This window comes from Rhodopseudomonas rhenobacensis (assembly GCF_014203125.1).
GTDB classification, from domain to species: Bacteria; Pseudomonadota; Alphaproteobacteria; order Rhizobiales; family Xanthobacteraceae; genus Rhodopseudomonas_A; species Rhodopseudomonas_A rhenobacensis.
Window position 1 is genome coordinate 1 of record NZ_JACHIH010000021.1, and the last position, 25,886, is coordinate 25,886.

Consider the following 25,886-nt stretch of genomic DNA (forward strand, 5'->3'; position numbering starts at 1 on the left):
CATCGCCGCGCGCGTTGGCCGGTGGCCACCGGCCAACGCGCTAAGCCGCTTCCATCGCACATTTTGCTCAATGGGCAGATACAAGGGGGCGTCTCCGCATAACGCGACGCCCCCTCACCCGACTCGAACGCGCTACGCGCATTCGAGCCACCCTCTCCCCGCAAGCGGGGCGAGGGGAGCGATGCCGAAGCGCCTCGATCAATCTCCACCGCCCCTCTCTGATCAACCTCGATCATCGTGCAGCGGTCGCTCGCGCTCACGGCGTCCGTGCTTTGCGTCCGCAGGTAAACGCCTTGCGAAAGCCCTCGGCCTGGGCGTCTTGTTCCGAGCAGAACCAGCGGTTCGGCTTGGCGAGCGTGGCGTAGCTGCGTAGCAAGATTCCGGGTTCGCTCGGCCTTTCGGCCTCGCGCCCCGGAATGACGAGGCCCCGCTCATCTCACGCGATGCTGAACGCCGCCCTGACCCGCGAACCGCAATTATTCAGCGCCTGACAACCAGCGCTTAACCATTTCGGCAGACCTTGAATTTTCAAGCCGGTGTGCGGCGGCGGAGTGTGCAGTGCGTAGAGTGACGGTTCTGGCTGCGGCCGGCGGCGGTGTCTTGGCGATCGTGATCGGCGCCACGGCCAGCCACATGATTTTCAGCAAATCCTCCACGACGGCCGAGGCCCAGGCCGAGCTGACCACCGGCACGGTGGCCGGGCGGTGGCCGACGCCGCGCGCCGACGCCATCGAACCCGCGGCGACCGCGGCAGCACCGGGCGTGCAACCGCCGGCGACCCAGCGCGCCGCCGAGGCGGTGAAGCCCGGCGCGAGCTGCAACCATCCGGGCGCGCTCGGCGTCTCGCGCACCGTGCAGATCGATACCACCGGCGGCCCCGGCTTCGGCATGCTGCAATATCGCGACTATGATTTTCTGCAGCCCGGCGAAGTGGTGCTGTCGTTCGACGACGGCCCCTGGCCGGTCAACACCCCGGCGGTGTTGGCGGCGCTGGAGGCCGAATGCCTCAAGGCGGTGTTCTTCCCGATCGGCAAACATGCGAGCTGGCATCCGGCGATCCTCAAAGAGGTGATGGCGCAGGGCCACACCATCGGCTCGCACACCTGGTCGCACGTCAATCTCGGCAAGAAATCCACGCAGGAAGCCAAGGACGAGATCGAGAAGGGGTTCAGCGCGATTGCGATCGCGATCGGCCGGCCGCCGTCGCCGTTCTTCCGCTTTCCGCAGCTGCGGCAGACCCCCGAGCTCAAGACCTATCTGGGCGAGCGCAACATCGCGGCGTTCTCGATCGACGTCGACTCCAAGGATTTTGCGATCCGCGAGCCCGACGCGGTGGTGACCTCGATCATGACCAAGCTGCAGAAGGCCGGCAAGGGCATCATCCTGATGCACGACTTCCAGCACAGCACCGCGCTGGCGCTGCCGCAGGTGCTGCAGCAGCTGAAGGCCGGCGGCTACAAGGTGGTGCACGTCACCGCCAAGGATGCCGTGGTGACGCTGCCGCAGTATGATTCCGCGGTCGCCGCCTTGATGCCGCAGGCCCCGGCGGTCAACGCCCGCGCCACCGCCGGCGTGGTCCGCACGGTGTCTGGCGCAACGAATTAGTTGCGGCGTTGCGCGCGACGCGTGCAGAAACAAATAGCGCCGTCATTCCGGGGCGCGAGGCCGAAAGGCCGAGCGAACCCGGAATCTTGCTACGGGTGATGACCCGGGCGCGTGGCGAGATTCCGGGTTCTCTCGCAGCTTGCGCTGCTCGAGCCCCGGAATGACGGCGTTGTTCTGAAGCGCATCACGCCGTGAAGCGCATCACCCCGCGGACAAAACGGTCGGCGAGATTTCGCGAGCTTGATCGATCAGCTTCCGACACAGCCGCGCCCTTCACGCCCCCGCCGCCACGCTGCGCAACACCGCGAGCCTTGCGATCGATTGCGCCGCGAGCTGCTGCGCCAATTCGAGGCCGGCCTGATCGGTCGCGCGATCGGCGTCCGTGAGATAGAGCGTCGCCAATTGTTCGGCGCGGCGCAGCGCCCGGCTGGTGATCTCGTCGCGCGAGCCTTCGACGGCGAGCGGATCGTGCGGTTGGTCGCCCGGCGGCAGCGGCGACGGCGCTAAGCCTGCCAGCACCGCTCGCTCGCCGGACGAAAGCTGTTGCGACCATGCCATGATGTCTTTCAGCAGCAGACTTTCCAGCAGCGCCGCCGAGGCCGGCTCGCCGGCGGACGGTCGCTCCTCGGTTGCATCGTGGCGCAACGAGCGCCAGGCGGCGCGGCGTTCGCGGCGCAGCGCGTCGCCGTCGTGCAGCGCCTCGCGGGCAAAGCCCTCGGCGGCAGCGCGCACCGCGGCGTCGCCGGCCAACGCCGCCACATAGGTCCAGAACATAAACGCCCGCTCGCGATGCCGCACCGCGAGCGCCCAGGCGTCGTAGGCGGTGCCGAGCGAGGAGTCGCCGACCTCGGAGACTTCCTGCGCCGGCACCAGATCACTCGGCGGCCAACGCAAATCCGCGGCATCGGGCGGCTTGTTCAACGCCGCGATCGCGCCTAGGATGATCGCATCGACACGCTCGCGTTCACGCTGCATCAACACTTCGAACACAGAGTGCACCGACGACGCGTCACCTGATCTCGCATGTCGTGCATAACGGGCTGCCGCGGACTCCGCCTGCGTCAGTGCAATGGCGTAAAGTTCCGTCAGGCTCTGCACCGAAGCAGACGGCGCCACTGTCAAGATCGGTTGACTCCGCATTGCAGGACTCCCACTCACGACAAGTTCGCTCGATAGAGTTCCGTAAAGCTTGCTCTAGCGCAAAGTAGCGTCGAGCGCGACTGCTATACGGCCTCCGATCCACCTCACGCGATCCAGAACAACGGCGTTCTGTCGAACCTGGAACCCGCCGTGCGAAAACTCGCCTTTATTCCCATCGTTGTCAGTGTTTTGCTCGCCGCGTGCTGTTGGCTCGGCAGTGTCGCGCCGTCCGCTGCCGCCGGCGTGCTCGGCGATTATCTCGCCAAATCACAACCCGGCGAATTGATCCCCGGCGCCGACCGCTTCGGAGCGCCGCAGGGCGAACCGGCGATCGTGCCGGTGTATAAGACTGATCAGTTGCAGGGCTTCGTCTATCTGAATTCCGACTTCACCAATTCCACCGGCTATTCCGGCAAGCCGATCGAAATGCTGGTCGGCATCGACCCCAAGGGCGTGCTGACCGGGTTCAAACTGGTCGAGCACAAAGAGCCGATCATCCTGCTCGGGATTCCGGAAAAGCGCATCCTCGACGTGGTCAACAAGCTGATCGGCGTCGACATGACGGTGGTGGCGCGCGGCGGCGCCAAGCCGCCGCGGGTCGATATCGTCAGCGGCGCCACCGTCACCGTGCTGGTGATCGGCGACAGCATCGTTCGCTCGGCGATCAAAGTGATCCGCTCCGGCCGGCTTGCCGACGGCGGCCCCGTCGCGGCGGCGGCCACAGCGCCGGTCGACGCCGGCAAGATCATCGACATGGACAAGAGCGAGATCCGCGACTGGCAGGGCCTGCTCGCCGACGGCGCGGTGCGCCGGCTGCAGCTCAGCGTCGGCGACGTCAACCAGGCGTTCGAGAAATCCGGCAACGCCGCCGCCGCGGCGCGACCGGAAGACGGCGAGCCGGACGCGAGCTTCATCGATCTCTACGCCGCCGACGTCGCGGTGCCGACCATCGGCCGCAGCCTGCTCGGCGACGACGGCTATCAGCGGCTCAAAGCGCGGCTGAAGCCGGGCCAGCAGGCGCTGCTGGTTGCAGGCTCCGGAAAATACTCGTTCAAGGGCTCGGGTTATGTGCGCGGCGGCATCTTCGACCGCATCGAACTGATCCAGGACAACAACAGCATCCGCTTCCGCGACCGCGACCACACAAGGCTCGGCAGCGTCGCCGCCGCCGGCGCGCCGGATTTTCCGGAGATCGCGCTGTTCCTGGTGCCGGCCGATTTCGCCTTCGATCCGGCGGCGCCGTGGGCGTTGCAGCTGGTGGTGCAGCGCGTGCTCGACGTCCGCGACAAGGCGGCGCTGACCTTCGACCTCGGCTATGCGCTGCCGGATAGTTTGCTGAAGCGCGCAGCGCCGGCGCCGGCGCCCGCCGCCGCGAAACCTTCCTCGACGCCGGCCGCCTCTAATGCGGCGCCGCGGGTCGGCGAAGGCCAGGGCAGCGACGAGGATCCGCTGTGGATGCGGATCTGGCGCGGCGATCTGGTCAAGATCGGCATCGGCGCGGCGGCGCTCGGCGTGCTGACGTTGATTTTCTTTTTCCAGAACGCGCTGGTGCGACGGCCGCTGCTCTACACCTGGGTGCGGCGCGGCTATCTGCTGTTCATTCTGGTGTGGCTCGGCTGGTACGCCAACGCGCAGCTCTCGGTGGTCAACGTGCTGACCTTCGTCAACTCGCTGATGACCGGGTTCAGCTGGCAGTACTTCCTCTCCGCGCCGCTGATCTTCATGATGTGGGCGGCGACCGCGGCGGCGCTCTTGTTCTGGGGCCGCGGTCCGTTCTGCGGCTGGCTGTGCCCGTTCGGCGCGCTGCAGGAACTCACCAACAACATCGCGCAGGCGCTGAAAGTGCCGCAATATCGCCTGCCCTGGGGCCTGCACGAACGGCTGTGGCCGATCAAATACATCATCTTCCTCGGGCTGTTCGGGATGTCGCTGTACTCCACCGCGCTGGCCGAGCAGCTCGCCGAAGTCGAGCCGTTCAAGACCTCGATCGTGCTGAAATTCGCCCGCGACTGGCCCTATGTGGTCTATGCGCTGACGCTGCTCACCGCGGGGCTGTTCGTCGAGCGGTTCTTCTGCCGCTATATGTGTCCGCTCGGCGCGGCGCTCGCCATCCCCGGCCGGATCCGGATGTTCGAATGGCTGCGGCGCTGGAAGGAATGCGGCTCGCCGTGCCAGCGCTGCGGCAACGAATGCCCGGTGCAGGCGATCCATCCCGAAGGCCACATCAACGTCAACGAGTGCATCTACTGCATGCACTGCCAGGAACTGTATTTCGACGACCACCGTTGCCCGCACATGATCCAGGTGCGGCTGAAGCGCGAAAAGCGCGACGTGATGTCGTCGCCATCGATGCGAACCGGCAAGGGTCCGGCCACGCTGATCACCGCAGCCGGCCGGCCGATTCCCGGATTGTCTGCCGATCCTCTCCCACCACCCGCAACCTAAAGCCCAGGAGGCTTATGATGACCGACCACAACAAGGACAGTAAGGGCGTCAGCCGGCGTACACTGCTCGGGACCACCGCGGCTGCGGCCGGCGTCGGTCTCGCGGGCGGGATCGCGCTGACCGGCGACGGCACGGGGCTGATCGCCACCGCCGAGGCCCAGACCAAGGCGGCGCCGACGCTGCCGGCGCGTCCGGCGATCCAGAAGGCCGAGGTCGCCCCGGGCGAACTCGACGAATACTACACGTTCTTCTCCAGCGGCCAGACCGGCGAATTGCGCATCGTCGGGCTGCCGTCGATGCGCGAATTGATGCGCGTGCCGGTGTTCAACCGCTGCAGCGCCACCGGCTGGGGCCTGACCAATGAGAGCCTGAAGATCCTGACCGAAGGCCTGCTGCCGGAATCCCGCGAATTCCTCAAGACCCGCGGCGGCACCTATATGAACGGCGACCTTCACCATCCGCATCTGTCGTTCACCGAGGGCACCTATGACGGCCGCTACGCCTTCATGAACGACAAGGCCAACACCCGCGTCGCCCGCGTCCGGCTCGACGTGATGAAATGCGACAAGATCATCCAGCTGCCGAACCAGCACACCGTGCACGGCCTGCGGGTGCAGAAATATCCGCGCACCGGCTACGTGTTCTGCAACGGCGAAGACCGCGTGCCGCTGCCCAACGACGGCAGCAATCTCGACAAGACCAAGGATTATCACGCGATCTTCACCGCGGTGGACGGCGACACCATGAAGGTGGCCTGGCAGGTGATGGTCGACGGCAACCTCGACAATGTCGACGCCGACTACCAGGGCAAATACGCCTTCGCCACCTGCTACAACTCCGAAGAAGGCGTCAACGCCGCCGAGATGACCGCCAACGAGCAGGATTGGGTGGTGATCTTCAACATCAAGCGCATCGAAGAAGCGGTGAAGAAGGGCGACTTCAAGGAAATGGGCGGCGTGCCGGTGATCGACGGCCGCCACGGCTCGCGCTACACCCGCTACGTGCCGGTCTCCAACAGCCCGCACGGCATGAACACCGCGCCGGACGGCATCCACATCGTCGCCAACGGCAAGCTGTCGCCGACCGTCACGGTGATGGACGTGCGCAAGTTCGACGACCTGTTCGACGACAAGATCAAGCCGCGCGACGTCGTGGTCGCCGAACCGCAGCTCGGCCTCGGCCCGTTGCACACCGCCTATGACGGCCGCGGCAACGCCTACACCACGCTGTTCCTCGACAGCCAGATCTGCAAGTGGAACATCGATCTCGCCAAGCGCGCCTTCAAGGGCGAGAAGGTCGACCCGATCATCGACAAGATCGACGTGCACTATCAGCCCGGCCACAACCACTCCTCGATGGGCCAGACCAAAGAGGCGGACGGAAAATGGCTGATCTCGCTGAACAAGTTCTCCAAGGACCGCTTCCTCAATGTCGGCCCGTTGAAGCCAGAGAACGATCAGCTGATCGACATCTCCGGCGAGAAAATGAAGCTGATCCACGACGGCCCGAGCTTCGCCGAGCCGCATGACGCCACCATCGTTCACCGCTCCAAGATCAACCCGATCTCGATCTGGAACCGGGCCGATCCGATGTTCGAGGACGCGGTGAAGCAGGCCAAGCTCGACGGCGTCAAGCTGGAGAGCGACTCCAAGGTGATCCGCGACGGCGACAAGGTGCGGGTCTACATGACGTCGCAGGCGCCGGCGTTCAGCCTGGAGAAATTCCAGGTCAAGCAGGGCGACAAGGTCACCGTCTACGTCACCAACATCGACGACGTCGAGGATCTCACCCACGGCTTCTCGATCGTGAACTACGGCATCCAGATGGAAGTGGCGCCGCAGGCCACCGCCTCGGTGACGTTCTCGGCCGATCGCGCCGGGGTGTATTGGTACTACTGCTCGTGGTTCTGCCACGCCATGCACATGGAGATGAAGGGCCGCATGCTGGTCGAACCGAAGACGGTGTGAGGGCGCTGACTTAGCAGCGTCGCAAATCGCCGACGAAGCGGCTGATGCGACAAGTTGCTGCCAATTCCGGCTCCGAGCACGGACTGCACCTCTCCCCGCTTGCGGGGAGAGGTCGACCCGGCGGAGCGTGAGCGAAGCCGGGTCGGGTGAGGGGACGCCTCGACATCACGCAGCGCCCCCTCACCCGACTCGAACGCGCTACGCGCATTCGAGCCACCCTCTCCCCGCAAGCGGGGCGAGGGAGCTGTGCCGCACGGCTTCGATCAATTTCGACACTGAAGTCAGCGGAGATCGTTTCAACCATCCGCGTCGACTTTCGGGCCGGCGCGCACTCGCGATAACGAACCGATACGCTCGATCTTGTTGAACGCCTTTCGCATCGAACTCCGAGGACCACACGTGTCGCTCTGGTTGCGTCTCATTCCCGCGGCGATAATTGCCGCCGCCGCTAGCTCCGCCGTCGCGGAGACCATCGGCGTGGCGCCGGGAGAGCCGCTGCAGGCGGTGCTGGACCGTGCGCAGGACGGCGACGTCATTGCGGTTGCGGCCGGCGAGCATCCGGGCGCGATCAGCGTCAACCGGCGGCTGACGCTTGCCGGCGCGCCCGGCGCGGTGCTGACCGGCAACGGCGCCGGCACGGTGATCAGGATCACCGCGCCCAACGTCGTCGTTCGCGGCCTCACCATCATGGGCTCCGGCCGCGACCTGCAGACCATGGATTCCGGCATCTTCCTCGAACAGAGCGCCGAGCGCGCGCTGGTCGAGAACAATCGGCTGCAAGGCAATCTGTTCGGCGTCTATGTCCACGGCGCCAGCGGATCGCGCGTGCAAGGCAATGTGATCGAGGGCTTGCGCGATATCCGGCTCAATGAGGCCGGCAACGGGGTCTCGGTGTGGAACGCGCCCGAGGTGACGATCGCCGACAATACGTTCCGCTATGGCCGCGACGGCATCTTCACCATCACCAGCAAGAACGATCGCTTCATCAACAACCGCTTCGAGAACGTCCGCTTCGCGGTGCACTACATGTACACCAACGACAGCGAGGTCTCCGGCAACGTCTCGATCGGCAATCACGCCGGCTTCGCCATCATGTATTCCAACCGGCTGACCATCCGCGGCAACGTCTCGGATCGCGACCGCGACTACGGCCTGCTGTTCAACTACGCCAATTACGCCGCGATCGAGGGCAACCGCGTCACCGGCGGCTCGCGCGCCACTATCGGCAACGGCCGCGACGAAGGCGCCGACGACGAGAAGGGCATGCTGCCCGAGCCGAAGCCCGCGCAGGCCGGATCGCCGCAGGACGGCCCGGAGAAATGCGTGTTCATCTACAACGCCAACCACAACAAGTTTCGCGACAACTGGTTCGAGCGCTGCGGCATCGGCATCCACTTCACCGCGGGCTCGGAGGGCAACGAGATCACCGGCAACGCCTTCATCGGCAACCGCAATCAGGTGAAATATGTCGGCACCCGCAACCTCGACTGGTCGAAGGGCGGCCGCGGCAATTACTGGAGCGACAACCCGGCGTTCGATCTTAACGGCGACGGCATCGCCGACACCGCCTATCGGCCCAACGACCTGGTCGACCGCGTGCTGTGGACCGCGCCGTCGGCGAAAGTGCTGATCAACAGCCCGGCGGTGCAGGTGCTGCGCTGGGCGCAGAACCAGTTTCCGGCGCTGTATCCCGGCGGCGTGATCGACACCCGCCCGCTGATCGCGCCGCCGCCGAAGCCGTCCGCGACGCGGGGGCAGCCATGACCGCGACCGTCACCGTCTCCCATGTCGAGAAGCGCTATCGCGCGGTGCGGGCGTTGCGCGACGTCTCGTTCGAGCTCTTGCCCGGCCGCCTCAGCGCGCTGGTCGGCCACAACGGCGCCGGCAAGACCACGCTGATCAAGCTGATGCTGGGTCTGATCCGCGCCGAGCACGGCGACATCCGGGTGCTCGGCGAAGACCCCGCCGCGGGCGAATTTTCCGCGCGCCGGCTGCTCGGCTATCTGCCGGAGAACGTCGCCTTCAATGCGGCGCTGACCGGGCGCGAGACGCTGGCGTTCTACGCGCGGCTGAAGCAGATCGCCCCCGCCACCGCTTGGCCATTGCTGGAGCGCGTTGGTCTCGCCCCCGCCGCCGACCGCAAGGTCGGCACCTATTCCAAGGGGATGCGGCAGCGGCTTGGCCTCGCGCAAGCCTTGCTCGGTCGCCCGCGCGTGCTGCTGTTGGACGAGCCGACCACCGGGCTCGATCCGGCGCTGCGGCAGACCTTCTACGAAATCCTCGACGAATTGCGCGACGACGGCGCCACCGTGCTGATCTCCTCGCACGCGCTGAACGAACTCGAAGACCGCGCCGAACACGTGCTGATCATGAACCGCGGCGTGCTGGCGGCGCAGGGCACCATGAGCGAGCTGCGCAAGATCTCGCAGCTGCCGATCCGGGTCGCGATCGAGCTTGCGGATAGCGGTCCTGTGCCGGACTGGATGAACGGGCCGCACGATCCCGCCGCGCCAGGCCATGTGCTGCTGGTGGCCGACGACGCGCAGAAGATGATGCTGCTGCGCACCGCAGCCGACGATCCGCGGGTGCGCAATATCGAGATCGCAGCCCCGACGCTGGACGAGCTCTACGCGCATTTCCTGAATCTGCAGGAGCCGGCCGCATGAGAACCATCGCCATCATCGCCGCCAAGGAAATCCAGGAGGGACTGCGCAACCGCTGGGTGCTGGCGACCACGCTGCTGCTCGCCGCTCTCGCGCTGTCGCTGACCTTCCTCGGCAGCGCGCCGACCGGCAATGTCGGCGCCGGCGCGCTCGACGTCGTCGTGGTGTCGCTCTCCAGCCTGACCATCTTCCTGCTGCCGCTGATCGCGCTGCTGATCTCGCACGACGCCGTGGTCGGCGAGATGGAGCGCGGCACGATGATCTTGCTGCTCAGCTATCCGGTCGGCCGCGGCCAGGTGATCTTGGGCAAGTTCGTCGGCCACGTGCTGATTCTGGCCTTCGCCACCGTGATCGGCTACGGCGCTGCCGGCCTCGCCTTGATGCTGACTGGTGTGTCGTCGCTGGCGGCGAGCTGGTACGCGTTCGGCGCCATGCTCGGCAGTTCGGTGATGCTCGGCGCGGTGTTCGTGGCGATCGGCTATCTGATCTCGAGTCTCGTGCGCGACCGCGGCACCGCGGCGGGGCTGTCGATCGGGGTCTGGCTCATGATGGTGCTGGTGTTCGACATGGCGCTGCTCGGCATTCTCGTCGTCGACCAGGGCCGCATCATTTCCGGACCGATCCTGAATGCGCTGTTGTTTCTCAACCCCACGGACCTCTACCGGCTGACCAATCTGACCGGCTTCAACGTCAGCCAGTTTTCCGGGATGGCCGGACTCGCCGGCAGCACCAATCCGGGACTGTGGCCCTTGCTGCTCGGGCTCGGCGTGTGGATCGCGGTGCCGCTCGGGCTGTCGATGCTGTCGTTTGCGCGGAGGGAATTATGAAACTGCGTCTGATCCTGGCGCTCGCCGCCGTCGTCGCCCTTGCAGGCTGTAAAGAGAACACCGCCGCCACCATGCCGCCGGCGGTGGCGCTGAACGCCGACGCCATGGGGGTGTTCTGCGGCATGAACCTGATGGAGCATCCGGGGCCCAAGGGCCAGATCATCACCGCGAGCCGGATCGATCCCTACTGGTTTTCCTCGGCACGCGACGCGGTCGCCTTCACGCTGATGCCGGACCAGCCGCGCGACATCCGCGCCATCTACGTCTCCGACATGGGCCGGGCGCCGAGCTGGGACGCGCCCGGCGAAACCAACTGGATCGACGCCAAGACAGCGCTGTTCGTGATCGGCAGCCGCAAGCAGGGCGGCATGGGCGCCGCCGAAGCGGTGCCGTTCGGCGAACGCGCCGCCGCCGAGGCCTTCGTGGCGGCGAACGGCGGGCAAGTGGTGACGTTCGACAAGATCCCCGCCGACTACGTGCTCGGCAGCGAGCCGCCGGCAGCCGCCAACGAGCTCGAGCATTCCGACGTGCGGACCAACTGATTGAACGAGGAGCGGCCGATGCCGACGCCATCTCTGACACGCCGTCGCCTGATCACCATCGCGGCGACCGCCGCCGGCGCCGGGCTGCTCGGCCGTGCGGGGATCGCCCGCGCCGCCACCGAGCCGCTGCGCTGGCACGGCCAGGCGCTCGGCGCCCAGGTGTCGCTGGAGATCTATCACCCGGATCACGACGCGGCGGCGCGGCTGGTGGCGCTGTCGCTCGCCGAAGTGCGGCGGCTGGAACGGCAGTTCAGCCTGTACCAGGCCGATTCGGCGATCTGCGAGCTGAACCGCCGCGGCGTGCTGGTGGCGCCGGACCCCGACATGGTGGCGCTGCTGCAGGCCTCGCTGAAATTCGCCGCGCTGACCGGCGGCGCGTTCGATCCGACCGTGCAGCCGCTGTGGCGGCTCTACGAACAACACTTCTCCGCCGAACGCCCCGATCCCGCCGGGCCGTCGGCCGATGCCTTGGCGGAGGTCTTGGCGCGGGTCGGCCATGACGGGCTGTTGGTGACGCCGGACCGCATCGCGCTTGCGAAGCGCGGCGCCGGCATCACGCTGAACGGCATCGCGCAGGGCTACGCCACCGACAAGGTGGTGGCGCTGTTGCGCGGCGCGGGGCTGTCGACCACGCTGGTCGACATGGGCGAGATCCGCGCGATCGGCGCGCGGCCGGATGGCGCGCCGTGGCGCGTCGGGCTCGCCGATCCGGACCAGGTCGACGCGATCACCGAGACCATCGAGATCGCCGACCGCGCGGTGGCGACAAGCGCCGGCGCCGGCTTCCGCTTCGAGCCGAGCGGCCGTTTCACCCATCTGTTCGATCCCGCGACCGGGCGCAGTCCTTCGCGCTACCGCAGCGTCAGCGTGCTGGCGCCGACCGCCACCGAAGCCGACGCGCTGTCGACCGCGTTCAGCCTATTGCCGCGCGAAAAAATCGAAACGATCGTCGCCGCGCGGCCGGGCCTGCAGGCGCGGATGATGGATCTCGACGGCCGCTTGAGCTGCTGCGGGGCGTGAGAGCTTGGCCGAAAATAAAGCATTGAAATAATCAGAGTGGATCCGTCATTTCGATGTTCTATTTTCGGCAAGGCTCTGAGGTCGCTCGGCTGGAATTATTATCGCGAAACGCCAAGCTGCTGGCGGCGCGCGGTTGCGTGAGACCCAGAAGCCGTTAAGGTCTATTCGCAACTGGCAGCCGCGGCGTTCGCGGCGCGCCGCTCTTCCGATCCGCCGACACCGCTCAGACTGCCGACATAAAAGCGCTCGCAAGCTTGTGGCCGTCTCTTGAAACTGAAGCGGTCCGCCCGAGCCGGATCTGAAGCGAGTCGCATGGCCCCCTCCAAATCCGCTGTCGGATGCCTCGTCGCGACAGCTCTGGCCATGATGCCCGTTGTGGCGTCGGCGCAGACGGCCTCGCAGATCACCCCGCCGAGCTTTCGGCCGAACCTGGAGCGTCCGGGCGGCTTCGCGCTGCCGGGCGTGGCGGGCCTGGCGACGCCGCAGGGCGCGGACAAGCTGTTCGTCCGGCTGTCCGGCGTCTCCGTTCAAGGCGGCCTGGCGGAGCTCGCGGCCGCGAGCGCCGAACTCGAACGCCGGCTGGTCGGGCGCCCGGTGTCGGGCGCCGAAGTGTTCGCCGCGGCGCGCGATCTGGAAGCCGCCTATGTGCAGGCCGGTTACATCCTGGTCCGCGTGGTGCTGCCGCCGCAGAAGCTGATCAACGGCGCGCCGCTCAAGCTCACCGTGGTCGACGGCTTCATCGAGCGCGTCGAACTGAAAGACGTGCCGGAGCAGCTGCGCGGGCGCATCGCGCATCTCCTGCAGCCGATCGTCGGACGCCGCGGCCTCACTTTGCGCGACCTCGAACGCCGCGTGCTGCTCGCCGGCGACACGCCGGGCGGCATCTTGCGCTCGACCATCGCGGCGGGGCAAGCCGACGGCGCCTCGGTGCTGATCATCGAGGCGAAATATCAGCCGGTCAGCGCGGTGCTGAGTGTCGACAATACGCTGTCGTCGGCGCTCGGCCGCACCACCCTCGGCACCGGCGTCGACCTCAACAGCGTCGCCGGGTTCGGCGAACTGATCTATCTGCGCGGCAGCGGCCATCCGGCCGACGGCGACAACGGCCTGCTCGGCCGCTATCCGACCAACCGGCTGCTGGCGGCGGGCGTGGTGCTGCCGCTGTGGATCGACGGCCTGACCTTCAACACCGAGTTCACCGACGCGCGGACCACGCCGGCGGCGCGGTTCGGCGTGCAGACCACCGACGAGTTCCAACGGTTGTCGCTGCGCATGCGCTACGCGATTCAGCGCGGCCGGATCGCCAACTGGTCGAGCGAAATCGGCTTCGATGCCGAGGAAGAAACCCAAAGCCTGCTGCTCGGCGCGATTCCGGTGCCGCTGGCGCAGGATCGGCTGCGCGTCGTCCGCTGGAGCAATGACGGCGACGTCCTGCTGCCCTGGGGCGCCGCGCTCTCCGGCCGGGTGACGGCGTCGTTCGGCCTCGACGGGCTCGGCGCGCGGTCCGCCGACGACGCCTCGCCGAGCCTGCCCTTGTCGCGGCAAGGCGCCGGGGCGTCGTTCCAGAAGCTCGACCTCACGCTCGGCTACGCGCAGAGCCTGCTCGACCATCTGGCGGTCAACGTCGCGTTTCGCGGCCAGACCTCGTTCGGCCAGGCGCTGCTGCGTGCCGAACAGTTCGGCATCGCCAACACCTCGGGGCTATCGAGCTTCGACGCCGGCAGCATCGTCGGCGACGAAGGCTACGTCGCCCGGGGCGAATTGTCCTCGCCGTGGTCGGTGGCCGTTCCGGACCTGCCGAACGGCGTCGTCGCCGCGCCTTACCTGTTCGCGGCGCGCGGCGAAGTGTTTCTGCGCCGACCGACCGCGCTCGAGCCGGCGCGGATCGGCGCTTCGGCGTTCGGCGGCGGTTTGCGCCTGAGCGGTTTCCAGCCCGGCGCGCTGTCGAACGGTACGCTCGTTCTGGAATACGGCCGCGCCACCCGCGACGACGGCGTTGCGGCGAGCCATCGCTTCACCGTCGTGACCGCGATCCGATTTTGAGTCCTGCGACGCGATATTCACCAGAGGTTTTGACGATGCGACGAGCCAGCCCCTGTCCCGCGTCGAACTCCGCCCCCGGCGTCGAGCGGCTTCGCGCCGCGCCGCCCTATTCGGAGTTCGACGTCCGGCGCCGTCTGACCCTGGCGATCCTGCTGGCGAGCACCGCGCTGACGACGTCCTTCGTGCCGGGTCAGGCGCGCGCGCAAAACCTGCCGGTCGGCGGCAGCGTCGCGGCGGGCGGCGCCGCGATCGCCACGCCGTCGGCGACCCAGCTCAACATCACCCAGACCACCCCGAGCGCGGTGATCAACTGGCAGAGCTTTTCGGTCGGTCAAGGCTCCGCGGTCGCCATCCAGCAGCCCAATGCGGCGTCGGCGCTGCTCAACCGCGTCACCGGCGCGACGCCCTCGACCATCGCCGGTTCGATCACCGCCAACGGTCAGGTTTATCTGGTCAATCCCAACGGCATCGCGATCACCCGCAGCGGCACCGTCGACACCGGCGGCGGCTTCGTCGCCTCGACGCTCGGCATCTCGGATGCGGATTTCCAGAGCGGCAAGCGCGGCTTCACCGGCAACGGCGCGTCCGCGGCGGTGAGTAACGCCGGCGCCATCCGGGTCGGCCGCGGCGGCTTCGCGGCGCTGCTCGGCGGCACGGTGTCGAATGCCGGCAGCATCGACGTGCCGCTCGGCAAGGTCGGGCTCGGCTCCGGCGAAAGTGCCACGCTGGATTTCTCCGGCGACGGCTTCCTGCAGGTTGCGGTGCCGACGACGGCGGGCGGCAAGGCGGCGCTGATCCGCAGTTCCGGCAGCATCAAGGCCGACGGCGGCAGCGTCATCATCAGCGCCGCCACCGCGCGCGAGGCCGCGCGCAACGCGGTGAATATTTCCGGGCTGGTGCAGGCGCGTTCGATCGGCGGCCACAACGGCGCCATCGTGATCGGCGGCGGCGCCGGCGGCCGGGTGAAGATCTCCGGCCGGCTCGACGCCTCGTCGCACCGCCACAACGGCGGCGCCATCGTCGTCACCGGCAAGGACATCAAGCTCAAGGGCGCCAGCGTCGACGCCTCGGGCAGGACCGGCGGCGGCAGCATCAATATCGGCGGCGGCCGGCAGGGCCAGGGCGCGCTGCAGCGCGCCGAGACGGTGAGCATCGACGCGGGCAGCGCGATCAACGCCAATGCGGGGACCACCGGCAACGGCGGCAACGTCACGGTGTGGTCGGACCGGCTGACCAGCTTCGCCGGCACCATCAGCGCCAAGGGCGGCGCGCAGAGCGGCCATGGCGGCGAGGCCGAGGTCTCCGGCAAGGCCGTGCTCGACTACACCGGCTTCACCGACCTCTCGGCGGCGCAGGGCGCGTTCGGCACGCTGCTGCTCGATCCTTACAACGTCACCATCTCGACCGGCAGCAACAACACCGGCGGCGGCTTCATCGGCAGCGTCGACGACAGCATCATCAACGCCGCCACGCTGCAGACCGCGCTGGGGGCCGCCCACGTCGCGGTGACCACCGGCAGCGGCGGCGCGCAGGCCGGCCACATCACGGTGGCGTCGCCGCTGAGCTGGTCGGCGGGAACGACGCTGACGCTGACGGCCGCGGGCGGCATCGTCATCAACGCGCCGATCTCCATCACCGGCGCCGGCGGCCTGGTGCTCACCGCGACCGCGCAGGCCGGCATCTCGTCGACCGGGCTGTCGTTCGGCGGCGGCGCCTCGGTGAGTTACGGCGCGACCGACAATGGCGGCAGCTTCAGCCTCAACGGCACGGTCTACAAGCTGGTCTACACGATGGCGCAGCTCGACGCGATCGACGGCGTCAACGCCGTCAATGGCGGCGCGCTGACCACCTACGGCACCGGCGTCACCGGCAGCTACGCGCTCGCCAACGATCTGATCGCCACCGGCACCACCTACACCATGGCGCTGATCGGCACCAACAGCAGCGACTCCAGCGCCAGCCGGTTCCGCGGCAATCTCGATGGCCTCGGCCACAGCATCACCGGGCTCACCATCGATGCGCCCGGCAGCGACTATGTCGGGCTGATCGGCTACAAGGTGGGCCGCAACGTCTCGAACATCGGCCTCGTCGACGCCAGCGTCAGCGGCTACGACCGCGTCGGCGCGCTGATCGGCTACGACGATTCCGCCTCGGTGCAGGGCAGCTCCGTCACCGGCACGGTCAGCGGCCACGAGAATGTCGGCGGCCTGGTCGGCCTGTCCTTCACCTCGCCGGTGCAGTCGAGCTATTCCACCGCCACCGTGACCGGCGTCAACAACACCGGCGGCCTGGTCGGCCAGACCAATTTCGGCAGCCGGCTGATCAACGCTTACGCCACCGGCGCGGTGACCGGCACCGGCGACAACACCGGCGGCCTGGTCGGCAACAATTCCGGCGGCACCACCGACACCAGCTACGCGACCGGCACGGTGTCGGGCTTGAACAACACCGGCGGCCTCGCCGGCTACAACAACCAGATCATCCAGAACAGCCACGCCTCCGGCAACGTCACCGGCGGCGACTCCACGGGCGGCCTGGTCGGCTTGAACGCCGGCACCCTGACCGCGACCTATGCGAGCGGCACGGTCGGCGGCGACGGCAACACCGGCGGGCTGGTCGGATACAACCAGCTGACGGTGCAGGACAGCTACGCCACCGGCGCCGTCACTGGCAACACCCGGACCGGCGGCCTGATCGGCGCCGACAATTTCGGCGCGCTCAGCATCCTCAACAGCTACGCCACCGGCGCCGTGACCGGCACCGGCGATGCCACCGGCGGTCTGATCGGCGATCACTCCAGCGGCACCGTCGACGGCAGCTACGCCACCGGCGCGGTGTCCGGGGTCAACAAGGTCGGCGGCCTGGTCGGCTACAGCACCCAGACCATTCAGAACAGTCATGCCAGCGGCACGGTGACCGGCGCGGACAACACCGGCGGCCTGGTCGGCAACAACGAAGGCACCGTCGATGGCAGCTTCGCCAGCGGCGCGATCACCGGCACCGACAGCACCGGCGGCTTGGTCGGGTATAGTAACAACACGTCGATCGTGCAGAACAGCTACGCCACCGGCACGGTGTCCGGCGTCAACAACACCGGCGGACTGATCGGCGCGACCAATTTCGGCACCCCGACGGTGCAGAACAGCTACGCGACCGGCGCCGTCACCGGCAGCGGCGACAACACCGGCGGGCTGGTCGGCGGCGCCGGCGGCGGCACCATCGACGGCAGTCACGCCACCGGCGCGGTGTCGGGCGCCAACTATGTCGGCGGACTGGTCGGCAACAGCACCGAGGCGATTACCGATAGCTACGCCACCGGCTCCGTCACCGGCACGGCCGACAATGTCGGCGGTCTCGTCGGGTACAATGACGGTGGCAGCATCGACGCGAGCAACGCCTCGGGAGTCGTGATCGGAATCAACAGCGTCGGCGGGCTTGTCGGCGCCAGCAATGCTTCAATTCAGAACAGCTCCGCCACCGGCGCGGTGTCGGGCGCCAACTCCATCGGCGGACTGGTCGGCAACAACAGCGGGGCCGTGACCAACAGCTTCGCTGCAGGCGCCGTGACCGCGACGGGCGACAATACCGGCGGGCTGATCGGATACAACGACGTCGGCACCATCGACAGAAGCTACGCCTCGGGAATCGTGGTTGGAGTGAACAACGTCGGCGGGCTTGTGGGCTATGGCAATGCGTTGATCCAGAGCAGCTACGCCACCGGCGCCGTCACCGGGACCGGCGACAATACCGGCGGGCTGATCGGCAACAACGAAGGCACCGTCGACGCCAGCTACGCCACCGGCGTGACAATCGGTTTGAACAGCACCGGCGGTCTGGTCGGCATCAGCACCGCGGCCTCGGTGGTCCAGAACAGTCACGCCACCGGCGCGGTGTTCGGCGCCAACAATACCGGGGGACTGATCGGCGCGACCAATTTCGGCACCCCGACGGTGCAGAACAGCTACGCCACCGGCACCGTCACCGGCAGCGCCGACAACACCGGCGGTTTGGTCGGCGGCGCCAGCGGCGGCACCATCGTCGACAGCCACGCCTCGGGCGCGGTGGTCGGCGTCAATTTTGTCGGCGGCCTGGTGGGTCAAAACAACCAGACGATCCAGACCAGCTACGCCACCGGGACGGTGTCGGGGAGCTTTGCGACCGGCGGTCTGGCCGGTTACAACAACGGCACGATCGATGGCGGCTACGCCTCCGGCGCGGTGACCGGCGGTGATGTGACGGGCGGTCTGGTCGGTTACAACGACAACCCAGGCACGGTCCAGAACAGCTACGCGGTGGGTGCGGTGCTGGGCAACGACACCGCCGGCGGACTGATCGGCACGAATAATTACGGCGCCACCGTGCGGACCAGCTACGCCACCGGCGCGGTCAGCGCCGGCGCCAATGCCGGCGGCGTGGTCGGGTTCAACGATGGCAGCGTCACCGACACGTTTTGGGACACCCTCACCAGCGGCCGGTCCGTCGGGATCGCCGCCGGCGGCGACCTGACCGGCGTCACCGGCCTCACCACCGCGCAGTTGCAGGGCACGACGACCGCGACGCTCGGCGCGGCCTTCTCCGGCGGCGCCGCCAGCGGCACCGCGGGTCTCTATCCCTATCTGGTGAGCCTGTTCCCCGGCGGCGTGCAGGCGATCTCGGGCATCGCCTATCAGGATGCCGGCAGCACCGTGGCGGCCTCCGGCGCCAATGGCGCCGTGCAGGTGGGGCTGACGGTCGGCGGCGTGGCACAGGCCCCGGTCACCACCGGCGCCAACGGCTATTACTACTTCGCGGTGCCGATGGGATCGATCTCATCCGCAGGAACGCTGGTGCTGACGACCACCGCGGCAGACGTCGCCACCGGCGCGCAGAACGGCGCCGCGATCGCCCGGGCGACCGGCACCACCACCGGCCTCGATATCCTCGGCGGCAGCAGCAATTTCGTGACGTCGGCTCTGACCTATTCGGCCGCCGGTTTCGCCTCGGTGCTGGGTTTCGCCTCGACCCCGGCCTTCGTCGCGACGCTGCCGGCGATGCTGTCGGCCACCGGCGTCAGCTTCACGCTGGATCAGCCGCTGACCATTACCTCCGCGCTGACGGTGCGGACCACCGCGAGCAATGCCGCGCTGATCGTCAGCGCGCCGATCACGCTCGCCGGCGCCAACAGCTTGACGCTGGCCGCGGCCGGCGCCTTGACCATCAACGCGCCGATCAGCGTCACCGGCGCGGGCGCCGTGGTGCTGACCGCGGCGGCGCAGGCCGGCCTCACGACGACCGGGCTCTCTTTCGGCAATGGCGCGTCGATCGACTACGGCGCGACCGACAATGGCGGCACGTTCATGCTGAACGGCGCTGCCTACACGCTGGCCTATACGATGGCGCAGCTTGATGCGATCGACGGCCGCAATGCGGTCAACGGCACGGCCCTGACGGTCTACGGCGCCGGGGTCACCGGCAATTATGCCCTGGCGACCAATCTGATCGCCACCGGCACCACCTATACACGGGCGGTGATCGCCGACTTCCCGACGTTCAACGTTGCCAATGCCTACAGCGGCAAGCTCGACGGACTCGGCCACACCGTCACCGGGCTCACCATCAATGCGGGCTCCCGGGATCAGGTCGGATTGGTCGGCTTCCTGCTCGACGGCACCGTATCGAATATCGGCCTGGTCGGCGGCTCGATATCCGGCCGCAGCAATATCGGTGGGGTGGTGGGCAACGTGAGCACCGCCATTTCCACGCTGCAAGGCAGCTACTCGACCGGCTCGGTCGCCAGCACGGGGTCCGGCAACTCCACCGGCGGCGTGGCCGGAGGGAACAACGGCGTCGTGCAATCGAGTTACGCCACGGGCGCGGTATCGGGAAAGCTCTATGTCGGCGGGCTGGTCGGATACAATCTCAACACCATCACCAGCAGCTTCGCCACCGGACAGGTGACCGGCACGGTCAACACCGGCGGGCTGGTCGGCCTGAGTACCGGAACGATTACCGACAGCTATGCCACCGGCACGGTCCGCGGCGGCGACCAGGTCGGCGGCCTGCTCGGCACCAACAGTCTCGGCGGCGCGGTGCAGACCAGCTATTCCACCGGCATGGTCTCCGGCACCAGCAATGTCGGAGGACTGATCGGCTCCAACTACAGCAGCGTGACGTCGTCGTATTGGGACGCCGACACCAGCGGCCGGTCGAACGGCATGGGCTCCGACAGCCAGAACCAGTCCGCCAATGTCACGGGCCTGACCACGGCGCAGTTGCAGAGCGGCAGCCTGCCGGCGGGCTTCGGCTCGGTCTGGCGCACCGGCGCCGGTCTGTATCCCTATCTCTCCTGGCAATTCGTCGCCGGCAGCTCGCCGCAGGCGGTGTCCGGCATGGCGTATCAGGCGGGCGGCGCGGCGCTGGCCGGCGCGTTGGTCGGCGGCACCGTCAACGGCGCCGCGTTCGCCGGCGGCGCCGTCAGCACCGGCGCCAACGGCTATTACTACGCGGTGATGCCGCAGGGCGCGATCGCCGCGGGCAGCGACGTCTTCACTTACGTCGCCGGCAACACCGTCAAGGCCAACGCCTTCGTGCAGGGCGCCACCGGCGCGGTGCAGAATCTGGATTTGCGCGGAGGCACGCTCTCGGTGGCGACCGATGCCAGCACGCTGTCGGCGGTCGCCGCCGGCCTGGCCGGCGCGGTCGGCGCCACCGCGACAGGCGATCTGGTGTTCGGCACGCCGGGCGGAGTGTTGACCCCGAACGCCGCCACAGAACTTTCGATCGCCGCCTCCGGCGCGTTCAGCATCGATCAGCTGCTCACCGTATCCAACACCCTGCTGATCACGTCCGCGGGCAGCCTCGGCATCGCGTCGGGCGGAAAAGTGAGTTCGTCGAACGGCGACGCCACGCTGGTGGCGGGCACCAGCTTCGTCAACAGCCGCGGCGCCGACGCGCTGTCCGCCGCGACCGGGCGGTGGCTGGTGTATTCCGGCGATCCCGGAGCGGATGACCGCGGCGGGCTCGCCTACGACTTCAAGCAATATGCGGCGAGCTACGGCGTGACGGCGGTGGCGCAGGCGACCGGCAACGGCTTCCTCTACAGCGTGGCGCCGGTGTTGACCGCGGCTCTGACCGGCAGCGTGACCAAGACCTATGACGGCAATCTCACCGCGACGCTGGCGTCGTCGAACCTGACCGCGACCGGCCTGATCGACGGCGACATCGTCACCTACAGCTCGCCCGGAACCGCCGGCTACACCACCCCAAATGCCGGGACCGGGCTCACCGTGACGACCACCGGACTGGGCGTCGCATCGATCAGCAACGGCAGCGCCGCGGTCTATGGCTACGTCCTGCCCGGCACCACGGCGTCCGGCAATGTCGGAACCATCGCGGCGCGCGCCGTCACGCTGTCCGGCACACAAACTTATAGCGGCACCACCGCGGCGCCGGCAGCCGGTCTCACCGTCGACAACCTGGTCATGGGCGACAATGCCGGGCTGTCCGGCGTCGGCACCATGGCGTCGGCGAATGCCGGCGCGCAGGTGCTGACCTCGGCGGGCGGTGCGCTTGCCGGCCTCAGCGTCAGCAACGCCAATTACACCGTGACCGGCGGCAGCGGCATCGTGACCGTGACCCCGGCCGACATCACGGTGACGGCGCTCGGCGGCAGTTCGGTCTATGGCACGTCGCCCGCCAATCCGGGTCTCGCGGCCAGCGGCCTGCAGAACGGCGAGTCGGTCGCGGTGCTGGGCGGGCTGTTCAACTCGTTCGGCATCACCAACACCTCGGGCGTGGCCTCGAGCCCCTACACGCTCACGGTCGCCGGGACCTCGAGCAACGCCAACTACACCATCGTCGCCCGCAACAGCGGGATCTGGACCGTGACCCCCGCCGCCGTCACGGTGACGGCGCTCGGCGGCAGTTCGGTGTATGGCACGTCGCCCGCCAATCCGGGCCTCGCGGCCAGCGGCCTGCAGAACGGCGAGTCGATCGCGGTGCTCGGCGGGCTGTTCAACTCGTTCGGCATCACCAGCACCTCGAGCGTCGCCCAGAGCCCCTACACGCTCACGGTCGCCGGGGCGCTGAGCAATCCGAACTACACGCTTGCGGCGCGGATCGACGGCAGCTGGATCGTCACCGCGGCGGACGCGCCCTCGCCGCCCGCACCCCCGCCGCCATCCCCGCCATCGCCTTCGCCCGTCCTGTCCTCCGACCCTGCCCCGTTCGCCAGCACGCTCGGCAACGGCAACCCTCCCTGGCCGGCCACGGGCTTCGATGTCGGCGTCCGCACGCTGGGCTCCGGCGACGCGACGGCCGAGCCGTGCACTCCTCCCTCGTCCTCGCGATCGGTCCCGCCGGGCTGCCGCGTGTTCTACGCCGACAAGCGCTTTGGCCGGTGAGAGCTCGGCGCATTTGAAAGAGTTTCGATGATCAACAGACCAGGCCAGGCGCTTTGGATTTTCGCGCTGCTGTCCGCTGCGGGGCTGACCCCGGCCGATGCGCAACAACCGCCCGCGGTGCAAAGCCCACCGGCGCCGCAGCGAACCACCGCGACCTATCAGGATTGGACCGTGCAGTGCGAGATCGCCGCGCCCTCGCAGCAGAAGATCTGCGAGATGGCGCAGGCGACGCAGGCGCCGGGGCAGGCCAATCCGGTGACCAAGATCGCGATCGGCCGGCCGACCAAGACCGCGCCGATGAAAGTCGTGGTGCAGGTCCCGATCAATGTCTGGCTGCCGGCCGGCGTGAAATTCACGGCGGACGCCAGGGAGCCCGGCGTCGAGACCGTCTATACGCGCTGCGTGCCGACCGCCTGCTTCGCCGAGTTCGCCCTCAAGGAGGAGAGCCTGCAGAAATTGCGCACCCTGACCGCCAACGGCACGCTTTCGCTGAAAGACGCCGCGCAGCAGGACGTCGCCATCCCGGTGTCGTTCAAGGGATTCGCGCAGGCCTATGACGCGTTGCGCAAGGAGTCATTGTAGCTCGGACGGGCGCAGCCCGCGTTGCGTGACGCGCCGGTGCGCCCTCGCCTCAACGAGGGTGTGGATGTTCGGCCGGAGCTTCGCGGCGAATCGGCGGCGTGCAGGCGGTGATTCGCCGGTCGGCGGGGATGCATGGCCGGACGCCGAACAGGCACGCGATCGTGCGTCCAGGGACGTGCCTCTGCACGATCATGCGGCGCACGCTCCATCGACCAGAGCCTCGGCCACAACCCCTGCGATGCCGGGAGTTCAGCAATCTCAGCGACATCTATCGCGAGTGGTGCCCAGGAAAGGACTCGAACCTTCACGGCCGTGAAGCCACTGGCACCTGAAGCCAGCGCGTCTACCAATTCCGCCACCTGGGCCCGGGCGGGTTAGTACGGATCGGGGGGGCGCTTGTCAAATCGGAAATGCCGAAGCGGCCGCTCGTGCACCGTTTGGTTGACGACGCAGCGCGAAAACGCCAAAACCGCATTGCTGCAAAGCCGATGCAAGAGCGCTCTCGAAGCCGCCGCATCGATGTCCCGTGATAGGATCCCCGCCATGGCCTCGAATTTGGACACCCTCGTCACGGTTTTCGGCGGCTCGGGGTTTCTCGGCCGCCACGTCATCGGCGCGCTGGCCAAGCGCGACTACCGGATCCGGGTCGCGGTGCGGCGGCCGGAATTGACCGGGCACCTGCAGCCGCTCGGCAAGGTCGGCCAGATCCACGCGGTGCAGGCCAATCTGCGCTATCCCGATTCGGTCAAGGCCGCGGTGCGCGACGCCGGCATCGTGGTCAATCTGGTCGGCATCCTGGCCGAGGGCGGGCGGCAGAAATTCCAGGCGGTGCAGGCGCAGGGCGCCGGCGCCATTGCGGAGGCCGCAGCCGCGGTCGGCGCCCGCATGGTGCATGTCTCGGCGATCGGCGCCGACGAGCACTCAGCGTCGCTCTATGCCCGCTCCAAGGCCGCCGGAGAAAAGGCCGTGCTCGCCGCGGTGCCGCAGGCTGTGATTTTCAGGCCCTCGGTGGTGTTCGGCCCCGAGGACCAGTTCACCAACCGATTCGCAGCATTGGCGCGGATGTCGGCGGTGGTGCCGCTGATCGGCGGCGGCGCCACCCGGCTGCAGCCGGTCTATGTCGGCGACGTCGCCACCGCGGTGGCGGAGGCGGTCGACGGCCGTGCCCGCGCCGGCGCCACCTACGAGCTCGGCGGCCCGGAAGTGCTGACCATGCGGCAGGTCATCGAGATCATCCTCGACGTGATCCAGCGCCGCCGCATCCTGCTGTCGCTGCCGTTCGGGCTGGCGCGGATGCAGGCGAAGCTGCTGCAATTCGCCCCCGGGGCGCTGAAACTGACGCCCGACCAGGTCGCGCTGCTGCAGGTCGACAATGTGGTGTCGGAGGCGGCGAAGGCCGCCGGGCTGACGCTGAACGGACTCGGCATCGCGGCGGATTCGCTGCAGGCGATCGCGCCGTCCTATCTGTGGCGGTTCCGCGCCACCGGCCAGTTCCAGCGCAAGGTCGTCGAGCCGAAGAGCTCCTGAGCGCTTGGCTGGCTGACGACCGACTCAGTGTCGATGAATTGAGAAAAAACCTGCCCCGGACGCTGCGCTCCGCGCCGCGTCTGCGGCGTGGGGCGCTGCGAGCCGGGGCCGTTACGGAACGCGATGTTTGGAATGGTCCCGGCTCATGAAGCCGCGCAAGGGCGCTGCTTCACGTCCGGGACACCAGGCCTTGATCGGTGCCGCTCAGCCTATTTGCCGAGCGCCAGCGCGATCAGGCCGAGCGTGCCGACGATCACCCGCCACCACGCGAACAGCGCGAAGCCGTGCCGGGTGACGTAAGTCAGGAAGGTTTTCACCACGATAATGGCGGTGACGAACGACACCGCAAAGCCGATCGCCACGATCACCGAGTGATCCATCGTCATGTCGGCGCGATTCTTATAGAGATCGTACACGAAGGCGCCGACCATGGTGGGAATCGCCAGGAAGAACGAAAATTCCGCCGCGGCGCGCTTGTCGGCGCCGAGCAGCATGGCGCCGACGATGGTGGCGCCGGAACGCGACACCCCGGGGATCATCGCCAGGCATTGCGCGCAACCGATGTAAAGATACATCGGCAGCGGAAACGCCATCGCGTCGTGCTCATGCGGCTCGAGGTCGAGCTGATCGACCCAGAGCAGAATGGCGCCGCCGACGATCAGCGAGAAGCACACCACCCACGGGTTGAACAGGTAGCTTTTGATATACCCCCCGGCGATGGCGCCGATCACCGCGGCGGGCAGGAACGCCACCAGCACGCCGATGACGAAGCGCTGCGCCGCGGGATCCGAGAACATCCCCAGCGCCACGCGCCACAACCGGGCGAAATACAGCGCGAGGATCGCAAGGATCGCGCCGAGCTGGATCAGGATCGCAAAACTCTTCCAGAAGTTGGTCTCGCCGAGATCGAAAAACCGTTCGGCGAGAAGCAGATGGCCGGTCGAGGAGACGGGCAGGAACTCGGTGACACCCTCGACGACGCCGAGGATGACCGCCCTTAAGACATCGGAAAGCATGAAATGGCCTGGGTTATGGTGCGGATCGGCCCGGAAAAAAGCCGGGTTCTTCTCGCCTATTCGCCCTTTGGCCGCAACGCCAAAGATGCCGACCCCGTCCGGCTCGCGTCAGCCGCGGATTTTGCCGG

General features: G+C 67.8%; 15 protein-coding genes and 1 tRNA gene. 12 read left to right on the forward strand and 4 right to left on the reverse strand.

Features of this window, described 5'->3' with window-relative positions; all coding sequences use genetic code 11:
- Positions 1–256 precede the first annotated feature (256 nt).
- The gene (locus tag HNR60_RS24535; protein ID WP_488266379.1) at positions 257–376 is read right to left on the reverse strand and encodes a sunset domain-containing protein; all 120 of its coding nucleotides are present in this window, start codon (positions 374–376) and stop codon (positions 257–259) included.
- 182 nt (positions 377–558) lie between these two features.
- Here HNR60_RS24535 and HNR60_RS15720 point away from each other — a divergent pair, with 182 nt between their 5' ends.
- Positions 559–1,605, forward strand: coding sequence for a polysaccharide deacetylase family protein (locus HNR60_RS15720; RefSeq protein ID WP_184259140.1), 1,047 nt, complete (start codon positions 559–561; stop codon positions 1,603–1,605).
- A gap of 273 nt (positions 1,606–1,878) precedes the next feature.
- Here the strand turns inward: HNR60_RS15720 and HNR60_RS15725 are convergent, their stop codons facing one another.
- Complete coding sequence (locus tag HNR60_RS15725) at positions 1,879–2,580, reverse strand: hypothetical protein (protein WP_347339350.1); 702 nt, start codon at positions 2,578–2,580, stop codon at positions 1,879–1,881.
- A 315-nt stretch (positions 2,581–2,895) separates the two neighbouring features.
- Here HNR60_RS15725 and HNR60_RS15730 point away from each other — a divergent pair, with 315 nt between their 5' ends.
- The 10 genes from HNR60_RS15730 (at position 2,896) to HNR60_RS15775 (ending at position 23,215) form a co-directional block, all read left to right on the forward strand.
- Positions 2,896–5,190 (forward strand): 4Fe-4S binding protein, encoded by a 2,295-nt coding sequence (locus HNR60_RS15730; RefSeq protein WP_184259144.1) that lies wholly within the window; start codon positions 2,896–2,898, stop codon positions 5,188–5,190.
- 17 nt (positions 5,191–5,207) lie between these two features.
- A complete protein-coding gene (gene nosZ / locus HNR60_RS15735; RefSeq protein WP_184259146.1) occupies positions 5,208–7,157 on the forward strand; it encodes a TAT-dependent nitrous-oxide reductase in 1,950 nt (649 codons plus the stop codon).
- 399 nt (positions 7,158–7,556) lie between these two features.
- On the forward strand, positions 7,557–8,921 hold the full coding sequence (locus HNR60_RS15740; protein WP_184259148.1) for a nitrous oxide reductase family maturation protein NosD: 1,365 nt from the start codon (positions 7,557–7,559) through the stop codon (positions 8,919–8,921).
- Entirely contained in the window at positions 8,918–9,823 is a 906-nt protein-coding gene (locus tag HNR60_RS15745; protein WP_184259150.1) for an ABC transporter ATP-binding protein, read from the forward strand. Before HNR60_RS15740 ends, HNR60_RS15745 begins: the two co-directional genes overlap by 4 nt.
- Positions 9,820–10,647 carry an ABC transporter permease gene (locus tag HNR60_RS15750; RefSeq protein WP_184259152.1) on the forward strand — a complete coding sequence of 276 codons (828 nt, stop codon included), beginning with the start codon at positions 9,820–9,822 and terminating at the stop codon, positions 10,645–10,647. The genes HNR60_RS15745 and HNR60_RS15750 overlap by 4 nt, the downstream gene beginning before the upstream one ends.
- Positions 10,644–11,189: a nitrous oxide reductase accessory protein NosL gene (locus tag HNR60_RS15755; protein WP_184259154.1), complete on the forward strand. Its 546-nt coding sequence runs from the start codon at positions 10,644–10,646 to the stop codon at positions 11,187–11,189. The genes HNR60_RS15750 and HNR60_RS15755 overlap by 4 nt, the downstream gene beginning before the upstream one ends.
- An 18-nt stretch (positions 11,190–11,207) precedes the next feature.
- Positions 11,208–12,209: an FAD:protein FMN transferase gene (locus HNR60_RS15760; protein ID WP_184259156.1), complete on the forward strand. Its 1,002-nt coding sequence runs from the start codon at positions 11,208–11,210 to the stop codon at positions 12,207–12,209.
- A 363-nt stretch (positions 12,210–12,572) separates the two neighbouring features.
- A complete protein-coding gene (locus HNR60_RS15765; RefSeq protein ID WP_246432970.1) occupies positions 12,573–14,252 on the forward strand; it encodes a ShlB/FhaC/HecB family hemolysin secretion/activation protein in 1,680 nt (559 codons plus the stop codon).
- A 35-nt stretch (positions 14,253–14,287) separates the two neighbouring features.
- Positions 14,288–22,633: a GLUG motif-containing protein gene (locus HNR60_RS15770; protein ID WP_184259160.1), complete on the forward strand. Its 8,346-nt coding sequence runs from the start codon at positions 14,288–14,290 to the stop codon at positions 22,631–22,633.
- Between the two features lie 27 nt (positions 22,634–22,660).
- Complete coding sequence (locus HNR60_RS15775) at positions 22,661–23,215, forward strand: invasion associated locus B family protein (protein ID WP_184259162.1); 555 nt, start codon at positions 22,661–22,663, stop codon at positions 23,213–23,215.
- 278 nt (positions 23,216–23,493) lie between these two features.
- On the opposite strand, the gene HNR60_RS15780 is transcribed toward HNR60_RS15775, so the two are convergent.
- A tRNA-Leu gene (locus tag HNR60_RS15780) sits at positions 23,494–23,580 on the reverse strand.
- A gap of 178 nt (positions 23,581–23,758) precedes the next feature.
- Between HNR60_RS15780 and HNR60_RS15785 the strand changes: the two genes are divergently transcribed.
- Positions 23,759–24,742: a complex I NDUFA9 subunit family protein gene (locus HNR60_RS15785; protein ID WP_184259163.1), complete on the forward strand. Its 984-nt coding sequence runs from the start codon at positions 23,759–23,761 to the stop codon at positions 24,740–24,742.
- Between the two features lie 209 nt (positions 24,743–24,951).
- Here HNR60_RS15785 and HNR60_RS15790 read toward each other — a convergent pair whose 3' ends face one another.
- On the reverse strand, positions 24,952–25,758 hold the full coding sequence (locus HNR60_RS15790; RefSeq protein ID WP_184259166.1) for an undecaprenyl-diphosphate phosphatase: 807 nt from the start codon (positions 25,756–25,758) through the stop codon (positions 24,952–24,954).
- Positions 25,759–25,886 lie beyond the last annotated feature (128 nt).